Raw genomic sequence first — 17,729 nt, 5'->3', positions numbered from 1 at the left:
TTATAATTATTATTTTGTCAAAATAATCTATTTTTTGTGATATAATATTTCAAAATAAAAATCAATAAGGAAGATATATGAAAAAATATTTTCTTAAAGCTCAAAAAATATATTCATTTGACCCTTATTTTAACATTTATTCTTGGATTTTAATAGAAAACAACAAAATTATAGATTTAGGAAACGAATCCTTACCTTCTGAAACTAATATACCCATATATAATTTTGAAGAAGGCTATATATTACCAGGATTTATTGATTCTCATGTTCATCTTTCATCCACTGCTATCAGTGATATTTTATTGGATTTAAGTAATTTTTCATCTCTAAAGGAAATAATTAAAGCTTTAGAAGCATTAAGAGATTCAATGCCAGAAGGTGAATGGATTATTGCAAAGGAATTTGATCCTGAAAATATTGAGGAAAAAACAAATATTACAAAAGAAGATTTAGATAAATATTTTCCAAAACATCCAGTTTTAATAATAAGAAAAGACGCACATTCAAGTATTATAAATACAATAGGAGAAAAAGTTCTAAACTTAGATTTATCATACTCAGAAGGTGAAATATTAACAGGAAGAGATCATCAGATAGTGGTTGGAAAGGTTTATCAAAATATTGAACCTTCTTTATTGGTAAAAGGTATTTTAAAGATATTAAAAAAATCAGCAGAAAAAGGTGTCACAACAATACATGCCTTAGAGGGCGGATACACATCCCCTCCCAATATTCCTCAACTTTTATTGGGATTAAGGCAATATTTTCCAATAGATGTACTCATATATTACCAAACAACCTCTATAAAAAAGGTAAAAGAACTTGGCTTAAATCAAATTGGGGGATGTCTTCTTGTAGATGGTTCTGTTAGCAGTATGACTGCAGCTTTGTCGGAACCATATAATGTAGATAACGAAAATTATGGCGTCTTATACTGGGATTTAGACTCCTTAATAAACTTTATCAGATCTGCCCATAACGAAAACTTACAAATAGCCTTCCATGCTGTAGGAGACAGAGGAATTGATCTTCTCCTCAAAGCTTATAAGAAGGTATTAAAAGATTACCCTAAAAAAGATCACAGACATAGGATAGAACATTTTGAATTACCTAAAAATGAACATATAAAAATGGTAGCAGATTCAGAATTGATGTTATCTATGCAACCAAGCTTTTTATACTTTTGGGGAGGAGAGGGGAAATTATATGAGGAATTTTTAGGAAAAGAGAGAAGTAAAAGAATAATACCATTAAAAAGTATTATAGAGAATAATATAATTGCTGGAGGTGGATCTGATAGTTCAGTAACTCCTATAGATCCATTTTTGGGTATTTATTCTGCAGTCAATCATCCAAATCGAGAGGAAAGTATATCTATAAAAGATGCTATTAAAATGTTTACTTTTAATAGTGCTTACATTGGTTTTTTGAATAATGAAAAAGGCTCTATTGAAAAAAATAAACTTGCTGATTTAGTAATATTGGATAGAGATCCGTTAGATATAGACACAAAAGATATTTTGGACATAAAAGTCTTAGCAACCATCTGTAGAGGAAGATTTGTATATAAAAATCCTTCTTACGATTTTAATGAATAAGAAGTAAGCCTCCTAAGAATTTCTTGTCCAACTACTAAACCTGAAATCGATGCTTGCATAAGACCTCTTGTAATTCCTGCACCATCTCCTATAGCAAATAAATTTTTAATTTCTGTTTCAAGTGAAGAGCTTAATTTTACTCTTGCTGAATAAAACTTAACCTCTACACCGTAAAGAAGAGTATGTCGAGAATAAACTCCTGGAGTAACTTTATCTAAAGCTTGAATCATCTCAATGATATCCACTAAATATCTATAAGGTAATACCAAACTTAGATCTCCTGGAACTGCATCTTTTAAAGTAGGAACAACCATTCCTTTTTGTAATCTATCCCATGTGGATCTTCTTCCCGCTAATAAATCTCCTAATCTTTGTAATATAACCCCATTACTTAATAGATTGGCAAGACTACCTATTGCTCTACCATATGCAATTGGGTCTTTAAAAGGTTCGGTAAAATTCTTTGAAACAAGAATAGCAAAATTTGTGTTTTCAGTTTTCTTTTCAGCAAAACTATGTCCATTTACCGAGATTATTCCTTCATTTTGTTCCATTACTACCTCACCATATGGATTCATACAAAATGTTCTTACCTTATCATCAAAAGTTTTTGTGTAATATATAAATTTTGCCTCATATAATTCATCTGTAAGTTCCTTCATAACTGCTGCAGGAATTTCCACCCTCACTCCAATATCTACAGGATTTATGACCCAAGAAAGCCCAATTCTTTTACCTTCTTCAGAAAACCATTTAGATCCCTCTCTACCAGGAGCAACAATCACAAAATCAGCATAACAAATTTTTCCATCCTCTAATTCTACACCCTTAACTTTATTTTCCTCAACAATAATTCTAATAACTTGCCTATTCAAAATAACATCTATTTTATCCTTTAGATATTCATACATGTTGAGTAATATAGGTGCACACTTTTCAGTACCGAGATGTCTAATAGCATAATAGACTAATCTTAAATCTGCTGCTATTGCTTTTTTATGAAAATACGCAAACTTATCAGGATCTGGTTTTACAATAGGTTGATCTGCTCCAAATTCGGTATAAATTTCGTTTACATCATCCATCAATTTTATTAGCTTTTGCTCGCCAATATAATCCTTTAACCAACCACCAACCTCAGTTGAAAAAGTAAGTTTACCATCACTAAAAGCACCAGCTCCACCCCATCCAGATACAATATTACACCTCGGGCATAAAACACATCCTTGTCTATTTACAATAGCTGGACATATCCTTCTACTGGTAATATCTCCTTTTTCTACCAGCAAAATTTTAAGGGGCTTATTACCCCTTACTAAAGAAATAGCACTGAATATACCTGCTGGTCCGCCACCAACTATAATTACATCATACTTCATACTGGATACAAATTCTCCTGTGATAATCTTGGTAGATATTCAAGACCTTCTTTCAATCTCACTCTACCACCTTTAACTAATTTTACAAGTTCCGGTATAATTTTACCTCTTTCTTCTTCAATTTCCAAGAGGATTTTTTCCATATTCATCTTTCCATCCATAATCTTCAGCATCTTTTGGACTGCAGGATCATTAGATGAAACGTTACCCACCTTCTCAGGCACCACATGCCGCAAATTTACAAGATCTCTTAATGCAAGCCTCCCTGATTCTAAATTATTTAATACTACATCTATAGCCAATAATATGCCTAATCCACTTATTCTTGCAATTGTAGCAAAATCTCTTCTACCATCTATATTTGATAAAATGAACCTTTCCTTCTCTTCGGGTGTCATATTCTCTGGATCTTTTCTTAAAATAAGTACTTGAACATTTGATGGTATAGCAAAAGATGGATTAGGAAAGAAAGGAACGACTGTAAGGGATCCTAATTTTTTTGTTTTTTCTTGCCACTCATCCATAATTCTTGCTGCTTCTAAAACTAAAGCTTCAGGAGACATAGATATAGCAACAGGAACATCTATATTTGTTTCTTCCACAAACTCAAAATTTCCATCATCCCAAGTAAATAGCTCAAGGAAAGCCGACATTCCTTTAAGTTTACCAACCTCGCCATTGATTACTCTTCCGTCTTTAAAATAAAGAATTCCTTTCTTAAAAGGTTTATTAATGATGAGTTTTCCAGTAGAAAATTTTCCAGATAGTATCTGTATTAAAGAGACTAAATCAAATTCTTTTAAATTACCAGTAAGCGGCATATACCTCTCCCCTCATATATATGGTGCGCCCGAGAGGACTTGAACCTCTAACCTACGGATTCGTAGTCCGCCGCTCTATCCTGTTGAGCTACGGGCGCACTCTTCTAAATTGATTATAAAATGTTTTTTTTTAATAAGTCAAGAAAGTTAATGATTCTTATTGATTAGAACAATGATTGAAGATCTCTTAATAATTCACTTATCTCGTTTTCTAAATCTTTATCTCCTTCAGCAAGACATTTTTTTGCATAATTTTCTACTAACAATACTCCTACTCTCTTTAAGGCAGATCTCACCGCAGCGATTTGAGAAATAATCTCTTTACAGTCCCTATCTTCCTCTATCATTCTTTGAAGTCCTCTAACCTGCCCTTCTATTCTTCTTAAAGCCACAAGATAATCTTTCTTATCCAATGTTTAATTCTCCTCCAATAAATGTTTAATAATACTCCTTGCCGCTATTTTTCCTGCACCCATAGCGTTTATAACCGTAGCTGCACCGCTTGCAATATCTCCTCCTGCATAAACCCTTTCTTTAGATGTTTTTCCTGTTTTATCATCGATTATTATAGTTCCATGCTTGCTTATAGCTAAATCTGGAGTAGTCATACTTATCAGTGGATTTGGTACGGTTCCTATAGCTACTATTATCATATCTAAAGGGAAAAAGAAGTTAGAATCGGGAACAGGAATTGGTCTTCTCCTCCCACTACTATCTGGTTCTCCAAGCACCATTCTTTGAAGTTCTATACCTATTAATCTACCATGTTCATCACCAATAAATTTAATAGGAGCAACTAAGAAATTAAATCTAATTCCTTCTTCCTTTGCATGGATGATCTCTTCATATCTTGCAGGCATCTCTTCCTCAGTACGTCTATATAAGACATGAACTTCTTCTGCACCTAATCTTAGAGCTGTTCTTGCAGCATCCATAGCTACATTTCCTCCTCCTACTACACCCACTCTTTTTCCTATTTTTATCGGTGTGTCATATTCAGGAAATCTATATGCTTTCATGAGATTAATTCTTGTTAAAAATTCATTAGCAGAATATATACCCACAAGATTTTCTCCAGGTATGTTCAAAAACTGAGGAGCACCAGCTCCCGTACCTATGAATACCGCATCATATTCCTTCAAAAGCTCATCTATGGTTATAGTCCTTCCAACAACTATATTTGTGTAAATATTAACCCCTAAATTTTTAACATATTCTATTTCTGCTCTAACTATTCTTTTAGGAAGTCTAAACTCAGGTATTCCATAAATTAAAACTCCTCCAGGTTCATGAAAAGCCTCGAAGATGCTTACATTAATCCCCTTCTTCGCTAAATCTCCTGCTACTGTCAATCCTGCAGGGCCAGAACCAATTACCGCTACTTTTTTATCATACCTTTTCTCTATTTTGGGAATTTCTATACCTTCTTTTAATTCGAGATCTGCAACAAATCTTTCTAATCTCCCAATTGCTACTGGTTCCCCAACTTTTTTTAAAGTACATAGTGCTTCGCATTGGTTCTCCTGAGGACATACTCTTCCTGTTGTAGCTGGAAGATTATTAGTCTCCTTAATTTTTTTAATAGCCTCATCATATCTTCTTTCTCTTATAAGTCTAATAAAACCAGGAATATCAATATTTACAGGGCATCCTTTTATACAAGGAGCATCCTTACATTGCAAACATCTACTTGCCTCAATTAAAGCTTGCTCTTCAGTATAGCCTAATGCCACCTCATCAAAATTCTTAATCCTTTCTTTTACTGGTTGTTCAGGCATCAAAGTTTTAGTCTTTAGAACTTTCAATTCTATTCGCCTCACTTTCTTCAAGAATCTTTAGAGCGAGCATCTCTTCTTCCTTATAAGTCTTTAACCTTAATAAAAGTTCGTCAAAATCAACCAAATGCCCATCAAACTCTGGACCATCCACACAGGTAAACTTTATCTCACCACCCACAGTAACTCTACATCCCCCACACATACCAGTACCATCCACCATTATAGGATTAAGACTTACTATAGTTGGCACATTATATGGTCTCGTAACCTCAGAAACTACCTTCATCATAATAGTAGGACCTACAGCCCATATTCTATCTATTTTCCTATTTTCTAATAATTCCTTAAGTACATCAGTAACAAGCCCTTTTCTACCCAAGGTACCATCATCTGTTGTAATATAAGCTTCATCTACTAAATTTTCAATTTCATCTCTATAAATTACATAATCTTTACTTCTTCCACCTATAATACTTATTACATAATTTCCATAAGATTTTAGAGATTTTAATATAGGAAAAAGTGCTGCTATTCCTACTCCTCCTCCCACACCAATTACTACTCCGTATTTATCTATTTCACTTGGTTTGCCCAGGGGGCCAACCACATCAAGTATATATTCACTCCTTTCTAATTTTCCAAGAAGTTTTGTAGTTTTCCCTACTTCTTGAAAAACTATTGTAATACTTCCTTCTTTTTCATCTTTATCTGCTATAGTTAAAGGAATTCTTTCACCTTTCTCATAAACTCTTATCACAACGAATTGCCCTGCTAATGCCTTCTGAGAAATTAAAGAAGCTTTAACTTTAATCAACTTAACTCCTGGAGCTAATATTTTCTTGTCCAATATTTCAAACAAGAATTAACCCCTCCTTTTTTTGAGAAAAAGTATAGCATCAAAGGATAAACAAGTAAACCCAAATGGGTATATTATGCTTTTGGAGGAGGCGCTTCTATAAGAGGAAAATTTTCAAAAAACATAACATTTACATTAATCTCTCCTATCGTTATTTTAAATGATTTGGGTAAGTTGCTATAAGTAAAAAGAAGGATAAAAGAAAATGATTCTTTAGTTTTTAGAATCTTATTTATTGGAATATATATCAAAGAATCACCTAAAAGTTTTCTAAAAATATCATCATTGTTTAATAATTTTTCTTCGCTACGAGAAACATTTTCTAACACAAAAATTGCTTTACTTAAATCTAATTCCCTTGTCCCATTATTGTATATACTTACAAAGAGTGGTAATGTTTTATCATATAAATAATAATCAAATTTAGGATAATTCTTAAGATTAAGAACAGAAACTTTTAGAGGATAATTTATAGCGTAACCATAATGAAGGTTAAAAAAATTAAGATTTTTAGCATTAATCCTAACACCTTCAATGTGCAACCTAACCAAGTTTTCCTGAAGCTCTAAATAATTTGCCGTTTGATACAGCTTAGTATAATAATCTACTGCAATATTCCAAGCCACATAACTATTATCAGGATTCTTCCAAAATCTATCTTCTTGGTCTTTTGCTATCTTTAATAGTACATCATCATTCTTACCTTCAGATAAGGTAAGAAGTCCAAATAGAATCATGATAAAAAGTGGAAAGAGTTTTTTTATAAACATATTTTCTCTTCTGAAAGAATATCAATAAAAATTGGTGGAGCTGGGGGGACTTGAACCCCCGACCTCTTCCGTGCCATGGAAGCGCGCTCCCTCTGCGCTACAGCCCCACCAAGATTTTCCAAATTGGAGGCGGCACCCGGACTCGAACCGGGGAATGGGAGATTTGCAATCTCCTGCCTTAGCCGCTTGGCGATGCCGCCACAAATTCTAAACAATTTTTGGAGCGGGCGACGGGATTTGAACCCGCGACCCTCGGCTTGGGAAGCCGATGCTCTACCTCTGAGCTACACCCGCCTTCCCAAGTATAAAATCAACTCATTTCTTAATAGAGAATAAATTCTTTTTTAAATTTTGTCAAGAATCAATTAAAATAATTATTTTGGTTGACAATAATTTATTTTCTTATTATTATAAGAATTAAAATTATCTTCATCGGGAGGTGTTAAGATGCCAAAGAGATGTATTAGGGTTCTTTTATTAGTAGTATTTCTTTTAGGCCTATTCCTCTTATCTTCTCAAGCACAAACTGTTAATGTGAATCCAAATGGATGGCTTGACCAAGTAGCCTTCATTCCTGAAAAGGATATGGCAAAGGCTGTAGAAATGATGTCCAAAGGAGATATTGACATATATTTCAACGAAATAAGTGACCCACAACTTTTCAAGAGAGTCAAAGAAGATCCAAATTTAACCTATGGAACATCTTTTGGACTTTATTATGAACTTACCTTTAACCCAGTAGGACCAACCTATAAAGATGGAAGATTAAATCCATTTAGTAATAAGAGAATTAGAGAAGCAATGAATATGGTAGTAGATAGACAATATATAGTGGATGAAATTATGGGGGGACTTGCAGAAGTAAAGCTTTTACCTCTCAATAAAGGTTTCCCAGAATATGAAAGATATAAAGACACTATAGCAGGTTTGGAGAAACTCTATAAATATGATTTTGCAAAAGGCAAAAAGATCATTGATGAAGAAATGAGAAAGATGGGAGCAGAATTAAAAGGTGGAAAATGGTACTATAAAGGAAATCCTGTAGTAATAAAATTTATCATCAGAACTGAGGATAGAAGAAAACAAATAGGAGATTATGTATCAACACAGCTTGAAAAATTAGGATTTACAGTAGAGAGAATGTATAAAACATCAAGAGAAGCATCTCCACTCTGGGTAAGAGGCAATCCTGAAGATGGCCAATGGGATGTCTACACAGGCGGCTGGATAACAACTGTCCTTTCAAGAGATATGGCAGATAACTTCAGATTCTTCTATACACCAGATTCTGAAATGTCCTATTCTCCACTTTGGAGAGCTTATAAACCAGATAAAGAATTTAGAGATATAGCAAATAAACTTGCTCAAAGAACCTTTAAATCTATAGCTGAAAGAAACTACTTAATGAGAAAAGCCTTAGAACTTTGCTTGAAAGATTCAGTAAGAGTCTTTTTGATAGACCAAAAGGCTGCATGGGCAAGAAGAAAGAATATTGATATTGCAGTAGATTACGCAGGTGGAAATTCATCAAGAGCATGGCCATACACATTAAGAATTGTTGGAAAAGAAGGCGGAAGTGTTAAAGCAGGAATGGCTGAAGTAATAATTGACCCATGGAACCCAATAGCTGGATCTAACTGGGTTTATGATTCTATCTTCTGGGAGGCAACCTTTGGAAGAAACTGGATTTACCATCCATACACAGGTCTTCCTATACTCTTTGGAATCAAGAGCGCAGATCTTACTGTTGCAGCTGATGTTCCTACATTCCCCAATAAAGGCTCAGAAAACTGGTTGAAATTTAAGAGAGTTAAGACTGTTACTGTTCCAGAAGATGCGTGGTATGGTTGGGATGTAAAGAAACAAACTATGGTCACCGCAAAAGAAGCTGGTATAAAAGAGGCCAAAGTAAAAGTAGTAATTAATTATGGTGATGTTATCGGTAAAAATAAATATCATGATGGGACAGTACAAAGCATTGCAGATTATTTAGTTGACTTTATTATAGGTTTTGAAAGAGCAAGTAAAGATAGTAAGATTTATGATGAAAGCTATGTAGATACCTTTAATTCATGGAGAGAAAGTTTTGTTGCATGGAAGATTGTAAAAGAAAATCCACTTATCATCGAATACTATACTAACTATGCTGAACTCGATGCAGAATTGACAGCTCTCTGGCCAACTACCTCTGTATTATTCCCATGGCATGCCCTTGCAATTGGAATAAGAGCAGAAGAAGAAGGTAAACTTGCCTTCTCTGCTGATAAAGCTGAGTCCCAAAAGGTAGAATGGATGAACTACATTGGCGGACCAAGCTTAGGAGTACTTAAAGAAATGCTTGATAAATCACAGAAAGATAACTACCTGCCATTTAAGAATTTCGTAGGAAAATATGTAAAAGAAGGAGAGATCAAAGAAAGATATAACGCTCTTGCTAACTGGTATAATAGATTTAAACATTTCTGGGTAAGTAATGGTCCATACTATCTTGAAAAAGCAGATACTGTTGCTCATACAATTCTCTTAAAGAATGCTAAATTTTTGAAGTAAAATATAGTATAATATAAACCCAGGGGATAAAATCCCCTGGGTTTTTTTTTGAACTTTTATAAAAAGGAGGTTGATGAAGATAAAAGAGATTAAAAAAGTACTTCTATATTTTCTTAAAAGAGCAGTAGCAATTTTTATTACCGTTGCTATCGCTATTTATTTAACAATAGTAATAGCAAATGCAGGTGGATATGTAGATAAAATTGTTGAAGATGAAATAAGAATGAATGTCGCAATGAATTTAAGAAATGATCCCACAGTACGAGGATATACTGATGAGCAGAAACAAAAAATTATCGAAAGTAGAGTAAGAAATGAATTAAAAAGAAGAGGTCTTGATCAACCCTTTTTAATAAGAAGTATCTATCATTTGAAGAGAGCATTACTTTTAGACCTCGGTACTGCTACAACTATGACCAGTGATAGTGGATCAATGCTTGTAAAAAACATTATCTTAGAGAGAATTCCTTTATCTGTATTACTTTTTACAACTATTACCCTTTTAGAATTTTTAGTAACTTTATATCTTGGTCTAAAACTTTCAAGAAAATATGGTTCCTTTTTTGATAAATTAATAGTATATTTGTCACCCCTTTCTACCATTCCAGGATGGTTTTATGGAATTTTTCTTATAATGATTTTCTATTCATGGCTTCATATCTTACCCCCAGGTGGATTTATGGATTTTCCACCACCTAATGATATTTTTGGGAAGGTTCTAAGTGTTTTAAAGCATATGATCCTACCAGTTTTATCATGGCTTTTAAGCTATCTTTTCTTGGGAACATATAGCCAAAGAAACTTTTTTCTCATATATTCCACAGAGGATTATGTAGAGGTTGCTAAGGCTAAAGGACTTCCTGATAAAGTTATTGAAAGAAAATATATATTAAAGCCTGCCCTTCCACCTATAGTGACCTCCTTTGCTTTAGCCCTTATATCTTCATGGATGGGTGCAATAGTTACAGAAAGTATTTTTAACTGGCCAGGATTAGGTATGGTTCTTTCTCGAGCTATAGGATCTTTTGATGCTCCAGTGATAGTAGGAATAACTGTAATATATGCATATCTTTTAGGAGCTACTGTTTTACTCTTAGACTTTATTTATGCTCTAATTGATCCAAGGGTTAGAATATGAGGTGAAAAGTATGGATAATATGGAATTTACATCATCTTATAGTTTAAAAGGAATAATAAAAGAAGTTATTAAGAGTAAGGCTGGTTTATTTTCCCTAATTATATTTTTTATATTAATTGTACTCTCTATTTATGCTTATTTAAGTATGCCTTATAATGAGGTTAAGACTTTATGGAATGATAGTCAGGCATGGCTTAAATATCCGAGAAATGCAATACCCTCTTGGTGGGCTTTATTTACAAGGAAAAATCTTCCCAAAAACATAAATCTTAAAGAACCCAAAATTGAGACTATATCAGATAATCCTAACATTCTTAAATACGAGTATAGTTTTTCTTATTTTTATGATGATTTCCCCAGTGAATTTAATATATTCCTTAAAAGCAGTTATAAAGACACCCCACCAATTTTAAGATTTTATTGGATAAATTCAAAAGGAGATAAAATTTTCCTTTTAGAAAAACAACAAAGATCAGAAACAGACACTTTTTATTTAGCAAATGAATCATCTATTGAAGAAAATTTAACTAAATATATTCAAGACAAGTTGGGATATTATCCTCCTTTTCCTGTAACTACAATGAAAGGACTTTTTATTGAACCTAATGAGAACCAATCTATTGCCAAGGGATCCTATTCTTTTATAATTGAAGTGCAATTTTCAGATAAATCAGATACCATTGAGATAGAACCTATAATATATGGAAAGGTCTATGGTATAGCTGGAACTGACCACTTAAGAAGACCCTTAGAATTAGGAATATTGTGGGGAATGCCTATAGACCTTGCCTTCGGTTTAGGTGCTTCTTTAAGTATTACTATTATTCATCTAATTCTTGCAACAATAAGTGGTTGGTATGGTGGTATTGTGGATAACCTAATTCAAAGACTTACAGAAATATATATGCTTCTTCCATTTCTACCACTCATGATCATGATTTCTTTATTCTATAAATTAACCATATGGAAACTACTCGTTGTATTAATAATATTAAGTCTTTTTGGGTCAGGTATAAAAACACAAAGAGCTATGGTATTACAAGTCAAAACCTTACCATATATAGAAGCTGCAAGAACTTATGGGGCAAGTAACATGAGAATAGTGTTTTTATATATTATTCCTAAAATCCTACCACCTGTAATTCCTGGTTTAATAATAAGCATACCTTCATATATATTTTTAGAGGCTATCTTATCCTTATTTGGAGTATTAGATCCAACAGAACCAACTCTTGGAAGAATTATTGAAGAGGCATTTCAAAATGGAGCCTTATATAAAGGATTCTACTATTGGGTAATAGAACCATCCATCATAATCATTCTTATGGCTATTTCCTTTGCATTGCTTGGATTTGTAATTGATAAGATAGTAAATCCAAGACTAAAAGAGATATAGGAGTGAAGAAAATGGCAGATGTAGTACTTAAGCTTGATAATTTTTCAGTATCTTATAAAACTCAAAAAGGAAGTTTAGAGGCAGTAAGAAATGTAAGTTTTGAATTAAAAGAGGGGGAAACTTTAGCTATTGTTGGAGAATCAGGTTGTGGAAAGAGTTCTCTTGCAAGAGGTATCCTAAGACTTTTTCCAAGAAATCTGGAAAAAGCAAGTGGAAAAATATATCTTGATGGTGAAGATATTTTATCTTTAAAAGAAGATATTTTCCGTAAAAACGTACTATGGAGTAAAATCTCTATGGTTTTTCAAGGAGCTATGAACTCTCTTAACCCAGTATTAAAAGTCATCTATCAAGTTGCAGAACCATTAATAGTACATATGGGAATGGATAAGAATTCAGCCTTTAACAGAGCAAAAGAGATGCTAAGTTTCGTAGGTATTTCTGAATCCTTCGCAGATAGATATCCTTTTGAATTATCTGGGGGTATGAAACAAAGAGTTGTTATTGCAATGGCATTAGTTACACATCCTAAGATAGTGATATTAGATGAACCAACATCCGCTTTAGATGTTATTACGCAAGCCAACATTTTAAACTTATTAAAAATTTTGAAAAAAGAACTCAACCTTACATATATTTTTATAACCCACGATATAGCAACTACAAGTGAACTAGCAGATAAAGTAGCAGTAATGTATGCTGGTGAAATTGTAGAATTAAGCCCTTCTGAGAACTTTTATAATTTACCTGCCCATGGTTATACCATGATGCTTCTAAACAGTGTACCAACTTTAAAGACAATAAAAAAGTTAAAGTCTATTCCAGGATCTCCACCAAGTCTTATATCTCCACCAAAAGGATGTAGATTTCATCCAAGATGCCAATATGTTATGGATATATGCAGAGAAAAGGAACCTCCCATATTTAAAAAAGGTGAAGAACATTATGCTAAATGTTATATAGGTGAGAGCCATGAATAACAATGAAATCTTACTTAGAGTTGAAAATTTAAAGGTTTGGTTTGAAATCAGGAAAACAATAATATCACAGCCTCTATACGTAAAAGCTGTAGATGGGGTAAACTTTGAGTTAAAGAAAGGAGAAACCATATCTTTAGTAGGAGAAAGTGGATCTGGAAAAACTACTCTTGGAAGAACAATTCTGAGGCTTTATGAACCTACTGATGGTAAAATTTTCTTTGAGGATAAAGATATTACAAATTTACCTTTTAAGGAACTAAATTGGTACAGAAGAGAAACAGGATTTGTACAACAAGATCCTTTTGGAGCATTAGCTCCCCATTTTACTGTTTATAGAATCTTAGAAGAACCTTTAATTATTAATAAGATAGGAACACCAGAATCAAGAAAAGAAATGATTATAAAGGCATTGGAAGAAGTAAAATTAACACCAGTTTCGGATTTTATAAATAAGTATCCCCACATGCTTTCCGGTGGACAAATGCAAAGAGTTGTTATCGCAAGAGCTCTAATTATGAAACCTAAGCTAATAATAGCTGATGAGCCTGTATCTATGTTAGACGCATCTGTAAGAATTGAGATTTTAGATCTTCTAAGAGACATCCAAAGGAACCATAATATGAGTTTAATTTATATAACTCATGATCTTGCTACTGTAAGATCATTCTCAGATTGGATTTTCATTATGTATGCTGGAAACTTAGTAGAAAGAGCGAAAACTGACGAATTACTAAATAATCCTTTACATCCATATACAAAAGCCCTTCTTTCAGCTATACCAGATCCAGATCCCACAAATAGGTTTAAACTAAGAGAAGTACCACCTGGAGAACCTCCAAATCTTATAAATCCACCAGAGGGCTGTCGTTTTCATCCAAGATGTTCTTTTGCCATGGAAATATGTAAGAAGGAAGAACCAAAGGAAATTAATATCGCAAAAAATCATTGGGTGAAATGCTGGTTATATAAAGAAGGGTAGGATTTAATCCTACCCTTCTTTTTTTATCAATCTATCTAATATAGTTTTGTAACCATCTGCTCCATAATACAGAAATTTTTTCACTCTACTAATAGTAGCAGAACTTGCTCCTGTTTTTTTTTCAATCTCTTCATAAGATTTTCCCTCATAAAGCATTTTTGCAACTTTAAGCCTTTGAGATAACTCTTTTATTTCATTAATAGTGCATATATCCTCAAGAAATCTTAATACTTCTTCTTCATTTTTTAAAGAAAGAATTGCCTTCACCAAAAATTTTACATCATCATCCACCCATTTAGGCTGATAACTCAATAATATTACCTCCTAACTGAGAAACAACCTCAACAAAATTAGGAAAAGAAATACTAATACTTTCACTTTCTACAATCGTTTCTCCTTCTGCTACTAAACCTGCAATAGCAAATGCCATGGCAATTCTATGATCATTAAAAGTATCAATCTCCGATCCTATAAGTTTAGAAGGACCATATACTACAAATCCTCCATCAATTTCTTCTGCCTTACCCCCCATTTTATTTATTCCATTAACTATAGCTTTTATTCTATCGGACTCTTTTACCTTCAACTCTTCTACATCTTTAAAAATACTTTTACCTTTTGCCTGTGTTGCAATAATAGCCAAAATCGGGACTTCATCAATAAGCCTTGGTACAATGTCTCCCATAACTTCTATTGGTTCTATCTCTGAAAATTCCACTTTGATATCACCAATAGGTTCTTTTCCAACCTCCCATTCCTTTAATATTTCAATTTTGGCTCCTGATTTTTTTAATACCTCCAACATACCTACCCGTGTTTGATTTAATCCTACATGTTTAATAACTATACTTGATCCTTCAGAGATTAGTCCCGCTCCAATCAAAAATGCAGCAGAAGATATATCCCCTGGAATATAAAAATCCTTTGCTTTATAACTCTCTATTTTGTGAGTCTTTATTGTCAAACCGTCTCTTTCAAATGGTAATCCTAAATATTCAAACATTCTTTCTGTATGATCTCTTGACAATGCAGGTTCAGAAACCCATGTCTCACCTTCAGCCAATAAACCAGCTATAAGAAGAGCTGATTTGACCTGTGCACTTGCCACTTTTAACATATGTTTGAAACCTTTAAGTTGATTACCTTTTATAGCTAATGGGGGATTATTGCTATCATTTCTTCCCCAGATCATTGCACCCATATTTACCAATGGATCAATAACTCTTCTCATGGGTCTCCTTCTTAGAGAATTATCTCCTGTTATAACTGAAAACATGTTTGGTATACCACTTAAAAGCCCTGTAAGAAGCCTAATTGTAGTTCCAGAATTACCTGCATCTAAAACATCCTCAGGTTCTTTAAAACCTTTAATTCCTACTCCTTTCACTCTTATTACTTTTCCAATAATCTCTATGTTTACTCCTAAGCTTTTCAAACAATTCAATGTGGAAAGACAATCTTGAGAAAACAGAAAATTTTCTATTTTAGATTCTCCCTCAGATAAAGCAGAAAAAATTAAAGCTCTATGGGAGATAGATTTATCTCCTGGTACTAAAACCTCTCCTCTTAAAGATACACTCTTCTTAATAACAATTTTTTTCATATTCTACCCCTCAATTTTCATTCTTTTTTCCCTTGCTCTTTTAAATATTTCTTCTATTTTTTCGAAATTTTTATCCTTTAAACAGTTACTAAAAAGATCTATATTATTTTTAAATTCACAAAATACACTCAATATTTCGTCATAGTTTTCCTTTATAATATCCATCCAAAGTTTAGTATCACTCTTTGCTATTCTTGTTGTATCCTTAAATCCTGTTCCAAAAAAATTAGTTGAATTTTTTATTGACGTATAAGCCAACAAATAAGCAACAATCTGTGGTAAATGACTTGAGTATGCAAGAATCCTATCATGTTCATATGGATCAACCAAAATTGGTAAGGCTCCTATATTTTCGATAAAATTCATTAAAGTATCTATTTTATTTTTTTCTACTCTCTTAGCAGGGGAAAGAAAATAAATCTTACCCTTGAATAAATCAGGGATAGCCCCATATGCTCCTGAAATCTCTCTTCCTGCTAATGGATGTCCCCCTATAAAGACTTCACATAATAATTTATCGTTATTTACAAAAGTCATAATCTTTCCCTTAGTACTACTGGTATCACTTATGATACTTCTTTCCGTTATATAACTCTTAAGCTCTAAAAGAACATCCGTAACCCCTGAAGGATATACTGATATAAATATTATATCCGTATTATGTATTTCTTTTTCAATTTCAGATATATTGATAGAGATATGGCTAAAAATGTCTTTATCCTTCAGAAAATTTAATGTATCACGATTTTTATCAATTCCCCATATCTCTATATCTTTATTTTCTTTTTTAATTGCCATTGCTATAGATGTACCAATTAAACCTAATCCTATTATTCCTATCTTCATAATCTTCTACCTATAGCATTAGCTATGCTTTTTAATTCATCCATAAGTCTTCTGAAATCAGAGAAGGTTAAAGATTGAGGACCGTCTGAAAGAGCTCTTTCTGGATGCGGATGAACTTCAATTATTAATCCATCAGCTCCTGCAGCTATAGCTGCCTTTGCCATACTTGGAACATATCTAAAGTTTCCAGTCCCATGACTTGGATCTACAAATACAGGAAGATGGGTTTTATACTTTAAAGCTGGCACAATAGTTAAATCTAAAGTATTTCTTGAATAATCCGAAAAGGTTCTAATTCCTCTCTCGCATAAGATAACCTCCGAATTTCCACCTACCATTATATATTCAGCTGCAAAAAGAAATTCTTCTAAAGTAGCAGAAATACCTCTTTTTAATAGAACAGGTTTTCTTAATTTACCCACTTCTTTAAGTAAGGTAAAATTCTGCATATTTCTAGCACCTATCTGAATTATATCTGCATACTCTGCTACTATTTCTAAATCTCTTGGATCCATTACTTCTGTTATCACTGGTAATCCATATTTTTGCTTTGCTTCATAAAGTAGCTTTAATCCTTCTATTCCAAGACCCTGGAAACTATAAGGAGATGTACGAGGCTTAAAAGCACCTCCTCTTAAAACCTTAGCTCCTACATCTTTTACAAATTCTGCAATCTCAAATAGCTGTTCTTTGCTTTCCACAGCACAAGGACCTGCCATAATTACTATTTGATCATTTCCTATTTCCACATCAGGAGAAATTCTTATTTTTGTTCCTGAAGGATTAAATTCTCTTGTCACTAATTTATATGAAGATAATATAGGAATCACTTGCTCAACAAAAGGTAATGAACTTATCTGTTCCATTATCAAAATTTTCTCTTCCATTCTCTTCTCCCCTATCGCACCAATAACAACTCTATTTTCACCTCTTGAAATGTGGGCACCATAGTTAAATTCTTTTAATTTCTCAACAACTCTTTGTATATCTTCATCAGAAGCTCCTGCTTTTAGTACAATTATCATTTTCTTACCT

16 protein-coding genes and 4 tRNA genes are annotated in these 17,729 nt (G+C 33.0%); 6 read left to right on the top strand and 14 right to left on the bottom strand.

Features of this window, described 5'->3' with window-relative positions; genetic code table 11:
• Nucleotides 1-77 precede the first annotated feature (77 nt).
• The gene (locus ACY3JJ_RS05665; RefSeq protein ID WP_463091176.1) at nt 78-1,598 is read left to right on the top strand and encodes an amidohydrolase; all 1,521 of its coding nucleotides are present in this window, start codon (nt 78-80) and stop codon (nt 1,596-1,598) included.
• Here ACY3JJ_RS05665 and ACY3JJ_RS05660 read toward each other — a convergent pair.
• The 10 genes from ACY3JJ_RS05660 to ACY3JJ_RS05615 form a co-directional block, all read right to left on the bottom strand.
• Nucleotides 1,580-2,977 (bottom strand): NAD(P)/FAD-dependent oxidoreductase, encoded by a 1,398-nt coding sequence (locus ACY3JJ_RS05660; protein WP_463091175.1) that lies wholly within the window; start codon nt 2,975-2,977, stop codon nt 1,580-1,582. The two genes, ACY3JJ_RS05665 and ACY3JJ_RS05660, sit on opposite strands and share 19 nt — an antisense overlap.
• Nucleotides 2,974-3,798: a DUF4388 domain-containing protein gene (locus ACY3JJ_RS05655; RefSeq protein ID WP_463091174.1), complete on the bottom strand. Its 825-nt coding sequence runs from the start codon at nt 3,796-3,798 to the stop codon at nt 2,974-2,976. Before ACY3JJ_RS05655 ends, ACY3JJ_RS05660 begins: the two co-directional genes overlap by 4 nt.
• 21 nt (nt 3,799-3,819) lie before the next feature.
• A tRNA-Arg gene (locus ACY3JJ_RS05650) sits at nt 3,820-3,896 on the bottom strand.
• A gap of 66 nt (nt 3,897-3,962) precedes the next feature.
• A complete protein-coding gene (locus tag ACY3JJ_RS05645; protein WP_463082157.1) occupies nt 3,963-4,211 on the bottom strand; it encodes a metal-sensitive transcriptional regulator in 249 nt (82 codons plus the stop codon).
• 3 nt (nt 4,212-4,214) lie between these two features.
• Nucleotides 4,215-5,609, bottom strand: a complete 1,395-nt coding sequence (gene gltA / locus ACY3JJ_RS05640; protein WP_463092588.1) for an NADPH-dependent glutamate synthase — start codon at nt 5,607-5,609, stop codon at nt 4,215-4,217.
• Nucleotides 5,584-6,435 carry a sulfide/dihydroorotate dehydrogenase-like FAD/NAD-binding protein gene (locus ACY3JJ_RS05635; protein ID WP_463082158.1) on the bottom strand — a complete coding sequence of 284 codons (852 nt, stop codon included), beginning with the start codon at nt 6,433-6,435 and terminating at the stop codon, nt 5,584-5,586. The genes gltA and ACY3JJ_RS05635 overlap by 26 nt, the downstream gene beginning before the upstream one ends.
• Nucleotides 6,436-6,506: 71 nt before the next feature.
• Nucleotides 6,507-7,202 (bottom strand): hypothetical protein, encoded by a 696-nt coding sequence (locus ACY3JJ_RS05630; protein ID WP_463091173.1) that lies wholly within the window; start codon nt 7,200-7,202, stop codon nt 6,507-6,509.
• Between the two features lie 32 nt (nt 7,203-7,234).
• Nucleotides 7,235-7,309, bottom strand: a tRNA-Ala gene (locus tag ACY3JJ_RS05625).
• A gap of 17 nt (nt 7,310-7,326) precedes the next feature.
• Nucleotides 7,327-7,402 (bottom strand) — tRNA-Cys (locus ACY3JJ_RS05620).
• Nucleotides 7,403-7,421: 19 nt separating this feature from the next.
• Nucleotides 7,422-7,496: transfer RNA gene (locus ACY3JJ_RS05615), tRNA-Gly, on the bottom strand.
• 153 nt (nt 7,497-7,649) lie between these two features.
• Here ACY3JJ_RS05615 and ACY3JJ_RS05610 point away from each other — a divergent pair.
• From ACY3JJ_RS05610 to ACY3JJ_RS05590, 5 genes are all read left to right on the top strand, one after another.
• Nucleotides 7,650-9,752 carry an ABC transporter substrate-binding protein gene (locus ACY3JJ_RS05610; RefSeq protein ID WP_463091172.1) on the top strand — a complete coding sequence of 701 codons (2,103 nt, stop codon included), beginning with the start codon at nt 7,650-7,652 and terminating at the stop codon, nt 9,750-9,752.
• Between the two features lie 73 nt (nt 9,753-9,825).
• A complete protein-coding gene (locus ACY3JJ_RS05605; RefSeq protein ID WP_463092587.1) occupies nt 9,826-10,890 on the top strand; it encodes an ABC transporter permease in 1,065 nt (354 codons plus the stop codon).
• Between the two features lie 10 nt (nt 10,891-10,900).
• Complete coding sequence (locus tag ACY3JJ_RS05600; RefSeq protein ID WP_463091171.1) at nt 10,901-12,286, top strand: ABC transporter permease; 1,386 nt, start codon at nt 10,901-10,903, stop codon at nt 12,284-12,286.
• 11 nt (nt 12,287-12,297) lie between these two features.
• Nucleotides 12,298-13,266, top strand: a complete 969-nt coding sequence (locus tag ACY3JJ_RS05595; protein ID WP_463091170.1) for an ABC transporter ATP-binding protein — start codon at nt 12,298-12,300, stop codon at nt 13,264-13,266.
• Nucleotides 13,259-14,245: an ABC transporter ATP-binding protein gene (locus ACY3JJ_RS05590; protein WP_463091169.1), complete on the top strand. Its 987-nt coding sequence runs from the start codon at nt 13,259-13,261 to the stop codon at nt 14,243-14,245. The genes ACY3JJ_RS05595 and ACY3JJ_RS05590 overlap by 8 nt, the downstream gene beginning before the upstream one ends.
• A gap of 9 nt (nt 14,246-14,254) precedes the next feature.
• Here the strand turns inward: ACY3JJ_RS05590 and ACY3JJ_RS05585 are convergent, their stop codons facing one another.
• From ACY3JJ_RS05585 to aroF, 4 genes are read right to left on the bottom strand one after another with little or no spacing between them, the layout of a single operon-like run.
• Nucleotides 14,255-14,557 carry a YerC/YecD family TrpR-related protein gene (locus ACY3JJ_RS05585; protein ID WP_463091168.1) on the bottom strand — a complete coding sequence of 101 codons (303 nt, stop codon included), beginning with the start codon at nt 14,555-14,557 and terminating at the stop codon, nt 14,255-14,257.
• Nucleotides 14,541-15,848 (bottom strand): 3-phosphoshikimate 1-carboxyvinyltransferase, encoded by a 1,308-nt coding sequence (gene aroA / locus ACY3JJ_RS05580; RefSeq protein WP_463091167.1) that lies wholly within the window; start codon nt 15,846-15,848, stop codon nt 14,541-14,543. Before aroA ends, ACY3JJ_RS05585 begins: the two co-directional genes overlap by 17 nt.
• A 3-nt stretch (nt 15,849-15,851) precedes the next feature.
• Nucleotides 15,852-16,694 (bottom strand): prephenate dehydrogenase, encoded by an 843-nt coding sequence (locus tag ACY3JJ_RS05575; protein ID WP_463091166.1) that lies wholly within the window; start codon nt 16,692-16,694, stop codon nt 15,852-15,854.
• Nucleotides 16,691-17,719, bottom strand: a complete 1,029-nt coding sequence (aroF, locus tag ACY3JJ_RS05570) for a 3-deoxy-7-phosphoheptulonate synthase (RefSeq protein WP_463091165.1) — start codon at nt 17,717-17,719, stop codon at nt 16,691-16,693. The genes ACY3JJ_RS05575 and aroF overlap by 4 nt, the downstream gene beginning before the upstream one ends.
• Between the last annotated feature and the right edge of the window lie 10 nt (nt 17,720-17,729).

The organism is Dictyoglomus sp. DH (genome assembly GCF_055181375.1).
The sequence above is the reverse complement of the archived record's forward strand: the minus strand, read 5'-3'. Positions and strand labels throughout refer to the sequence as shown.

What these genes read in the sequence shown, in the direction of transcription:
- ACY3JJ_RS05665 (WP_463091176.1), top strand. Translation starts at nt 78, where the DNA reads ATGAAAAAATATTTTCTTAAAGCTCAAAAAATATATTCATTTGACCCT.
- ACY3JJ_RS05660 (WP_463091175.1), bottom strand. Translation starts at nt 2,977, where the DNA reads ATGAAGTATGATGTAATTATAGTTGGTGGCGGACCAGCAGGTATATTC.
- ACY3JJ_RS05655 (WP_463091174.1), bottom strand. Translation starts at nt 3,798, where the DNA reads ATGCCGCTTACTGGTAATTTAAAAGAATTTGATTTAGTCTCTTTAATA.
- ACY3JJ_RS05630 (WP_463091173.1), bottom strand. Translation starts at nt 7,202, where the DNA reads ATGTTTATAAAAAAACTCTTTCCACTTTTTATCATGATTCTATTTGGA.
- ACY3JJ_RS05610 (WP_463091172.1), top strand. Translation starts at nt 7,650, where the DNA reads ATGCCAAAGAGATGTATTAGGGTTCTTTTATTAGTAGTATTTCTTTTA.
- ACY3JJ_RS05605 (WP_463092587.1), top strand. Translation starts at nt 9,826, where the DNA reads ATGAAGATAAAAGAGATTAAAAAAGTACTTCTATATTTTCTTAAAAGA.
- ACY3JJ_RS05600 (WP_463091171.1), top strand. Translation starts at nt 10,901, where the DNA reads ATGGATAATATGGAATTTACATCATCTTATAGTTTAAAAGGAATAATA.
- ACY3JJ_RS05595 (WP_463091170.1), top strand. Translation starts at nt 12,298, where the DNA reads ATGGCAGATGTAGTACTTAAGCTTGATAATTTTTCAGTATCTTATAAA.
- ACY3JJ_RS05590 (WP_463091169.1), top strand. Translation starts at nt 13,259, where the DNA reads ATGAATAACAATGAAATCTTACTTAGAGTTGAAAATTTAAAGGTTTGG.
- aroA (WP_463091167.1), bottom strand. Translation starts at nt 15,848, where the DNA reads ATGAAAAAAATTGTTATTAAGAAGAGTGTATCTTTAAGAGGAGAGGTT.
- ACY3JJ_RS05575 (WP_463091166.1), bottom strand. Translation starts at nt 16,694, where the DNA reads ATGAAGATAGGAATAATAGGATTAGGTTTAATTGGTACATCTATAGCA.
- aroF (WP_463091165.1), bottom strand. Translation starts at nt 17,719, where the DNA reads ATGATAATTGTACTAAAAGCAGGAGCTTCTGATGAAGATATACAAAGA.